Annotated in this window: 2 protein-coding genes and 1 other RNA gene; all 3 read left to right on the top strand. The window is 41.6% G+C overall.

From position 1 onward, the window contains the following. The first annotated feature begins 161 nt into the window (after window positions 1-161). The 3 genes from hisS (at window position 162) to ssrS (ending at window position 3,602) form a co-directional block, all read left to right on the top strand. Window positions 162-1,439 (top strand): histidine--tRNA ligase, encoded by a 1,278-nt coding sequence (gene hisS / locus V7164_RS03130; protein WP_335345532.1) that lies wholly within the window; start codon window positions 162-164, stop codon window positions 1,437-1,439. 137 nt (window positions 1,440-1,576) lie between these two features. Continuing rightward, window positions 1,577-3,346, top strand: coding sequence for an aspartate--tRNA ligase (aspS, locus tag V7164_RS03125; RefSeq protein ID WP_335353381.1), 1,770 nt, complete (start codon window positions 1,577-1,579; stop codon window positions 3,344-3,346). Window positions 3,347-3,412: 66 nt separating this feature from the next. Further along, a non-coding RNA gene (gene ssrS / locus V7164_RS03120) (6S RNA) lies at window positions 3,413-3,602 on the top strand. Window positions 3,603-3,779 lie beyond the last annotated feature (177 nt).

The following is a 3,779-nucleotide window of genomic DNA, read 5'->3' as shown; positions in this document are numbered from 1 at the left end:
TAACTGTAAAAGAGGAAGCACGTTCTTTTTAGGACGTCTTCAATTAGGGTGGCACCACGGGAAATTACAAGCTCTCGTCCCTTGTATTGTATACAAGGAGGCGGGGGCTTTTTTATTTTTTATAAAATACTACTTATTTTTGGAATAAGGAGGATTCAGATATGACATCAATCCAAATACCACGGGGAACTCAAGATATTCTCCCAGGCGAAATTGAAAAATGGCAGTTAATAGAGGAAAAAGCAAGAGAGCTTTGCGAGAAGTTTCAATATCGCGAAATCAGAACCCCGATATTCGAGCACACAGAGTTATTTTTGCGAAGTGTTGGGGATACGACTGATATTGTTCAGAAGGAAATGTATACATTTGAAGACCGCGGAGAACGCAGCTTAACGCTAAGACCAGAGGGGACAGCTGCAGTTGTTCGTTCTTTTGTTGAAAATAAAATGTATGGGGACGCAACTCAGCCTGTAAAGCTTTATTATATGGGACCAATGTTCCGCTACGAGCGTCCGCAGGCAGGACGATACCGCCAATTTGTTCAATTTGGTGTTGAGGCCATTGGAAGCAATGATCCTGCCATTGATGCAGAGGTTATAGCTTTAGCCATGAGCCTTTATAAAGAACTAGGCTTGGAAAAGATAAAGCTAGTCATTAATAGTCTCGGTGATAAAGAAAGCCGAAATGCACACCGTGAAGCATTAGTAAACCACTTTAAGCCAAGAATAGACGAGTTTTGTTCAGACTGCAGGAGCAGATTGGGTAAAAATCCAATGCGAATTCTTGACTGTAAACAAGACAGAGACCATGAGCTAATGAAGGCTGCTCCATCGATTATCGATTACTTAAATGAGGATTCCAAGAAATATTTTGAAAAAGTACAGCAGTATTTAACTGATCTTGATATTGCATCTGAAGTGGATCCAAATCTAGTTCGCGGACTTGATTATTATAACCATACAGCATTTGAAATTATGAGCAATGCAGAAGGATTTGGGGCCATCACCACACTTTGTGGAGGCGGAAGGTATAATGGTCTCACCGAAGAAATTGGCGGCCCTGAGGCACCTGGAATCGGTTTTGCGATGAGTATTGAACGTTTTATCGCTGCCCTAGAGGCTGAACAAATTAAACTGCCAATTAATGAGAAGATTGATTGCTATTTAGTTTCGCTAGGAGAAGAAGCAAAGGACTATACAGTTGGATTACTGCATAGGCTTCGCCTCGCTGGCTTCTCAGCAGAGAGAGATTATTTAAATAGAAAAATAAAAACACAGTTTAAAGCAGCAGACAGGGCCAATGCTAAATATGTGGCGATTTTAGGGGAGGACGAACTTAAAGCTAATAAAATCACCCTAAAATCAATGGAAACTGGTGAACAGTCGGAAATGGAACTAAATACATTTGTGGAAAAATTCACAGAGCTAGCTAGACAATAGGAAAAGCGGAGGCGACTGTACAACCACGACAAGCATAAGGCAAGCTGTCAAGAAGGTTGTATTTTAACCTTATTGGCAGATTGACTTATGACCTCGAGAGGTTAGGAGCCGGAGCTAGACAATAGGAGGAATAAAGAATGTTTGGGAGAACGTACTACTGCGGAGAAGTGACAGAAGCCGCCATTGGTGAAAAGGTTATTTTAAAAGGTTGGGTACAAAAGCGTCGTGATTTAGGAGGACTAATCTTTATCGATTTACGCGACCGGACTGGCATTATCCAAATTGTTTTTAATCCCGAGGTATCACAAGAGGCACTTGCTATCGCGGAAAAGGTAAGAAATGAATATGTGCTTGATATCGAAGGAGAAGTCATCGCCCGCGGAGAAGGCACGATCAATGAAAATCTTGCAACTGGACGTATTGAGGTACTAGTTAAAAAGATTTCGATCTTAAACGAAGCGAAAACTCCTCCATTCATGGTTGATGATAAAACAGATGTTTCCGAGGATATTCGATTAAAATATCGGTACCTTGATTTGAGAAGACCGGCTATGTTTGAAACATTAAAAATGCGCCATCAAGTTACGAAAGCAATGAGGGATTTTCTGGACGGAGAAGGCTTCCTTGATATTGAAACACCGATTTTAACGAAAAGCACACCAGAAGGGGCGCGTGACTATTTAGTTCCTAGCCGCGTACACCCTGGTGAATTCTATGCTTTGCCGCAGTCGCCGCAAATTTTTAAGCAATTGCTAATGGTTGGGGGATTTGAAAGATATTATCAAATTGCCCGCTGCTTCCGTGATGAGGATTTACGTGCGGACCGTCAGCCTGAATTTACGCAGGTCGATATGGAAATGAGCTTTATGAGTCAAGATGAAATAATTAGCCTAATGGAAAACATGATGAAAAAGGTCATGAAGGAGGTAAAGGGGTTAGATATCCAACTTCCATTCCATCGCATGACTTACCAGGAGGCGATGGACCGTTTTGGATCCGATAAGCCTGATACTCGATTTGGCATGGAATTAACTGATTTATCGGAGGTTGTGAAGGATTCCAGTTTCAAAGTGTTTGCAGGAGCCGTATCATCCGGTGGTCAAGTGAAGGCAATCAATGTGAAAAATGGCGGCAGCCAATATTCAAGAAAAGATATTTACGCTTTAACAGAATTTGCAGCTGTTTTTGGAGCAAAAGGTCTTGCTTGGTTAAAGGCAGAAGAGGACGGATTAAAGGGACCAATTGCTAAATTCATAACAGAGGAAGAACAAAAGGCAATGACAGCCACTCTATCTGTTGAAACGGGAGATTTATTACTATTTGTGGCAGACAAGAAAAACATTGTGGCTGATGCACTAGGAGCACTTCGATTAAAGCTTGGTAAAGAGCTTGGTCTAATCGATCAAAGCAAGTTTAACTTCCTTTGGATTACAGATTGGCCATTATTAGAATATGATGAAGAGGCAGGCCGTTATTTTGCGGCACATCATCCGTTCACAATGCCATTTAGAGAGGATTTGGAACTTCTAGAAACAAATCCATCCGAAGTTAGAGCTCAAGCCTATGACCTTGTATTAAACGGTTATGAGCTTGGTGGCGGATCTCTTCGTATTTTTGAAAGAGCGGTTCAGGAAAAAATGTTTAATGTCCTTGGCTTTACACAAGAGGAAGCAAATGAACAATTCGGATTCTTAATGGAAGCCTTTGAATATGGCACACCTCCACATGGGGGAATTGCCCTGGGCTTAGACAGATTAGTCATGCTGCTGGCAGGAAGATCCAATCTCCGTGATACGATTGCATTCCCGAAAACAGCAAGTGCAAGCTGTCTGTTAACAAATGCTCCTGGAGAAGTAAGTGTGGCCCAATTAGATGATCTTCACTTGGCATTAAACGTAAAAAAATGAGCATGGACCTATATTTGTACGCTTGTAAGAGAAATATGAATATGATAAAATACAATTAATCTTTAAAGAGTCCTGATGTGTTCGTTGTGTAACCTGACATTTTGACCGAACATCTATCCTTCGGGAGTCCAGAGTTTTCTATAGCGGCGTAAATGCCTCATGGCATGAGGACTTACATATGCAGAAACAGGACACCCACCTGCTTTGTGCGGGTTCAAAACGAAGGCATCTAAGCGACGGCACGATTGGGACTCTTTTCCTTTCATATGAATGCAAAATCTATTCCACATCGAAGGAATAGGTTTTTTTGTTTTGGTTCGAGTGAAAAAATGCCTAACAAGGTCATCAGTCGCTTTATCTGGTGCCCGCTGAAGGGGAGAATTATTATGATCAGTCATCAGTCACTTCATCTGCTGCCCGCAGAAGTGGAAAA

It is taken from the genome of Bacillus sp. JJ1474, from assembly GCF_036965225.1.
Lineage (GTDB): Bacteria > Bacillota > Bacilli > Bacillales > Cytobacillaceae > Cytobacillus.
The sequence above is the reverse complement of the archived record's forward strand: the minus strand, read 5'-3'. Positions and strand labels throughout refer to the sequence as shown.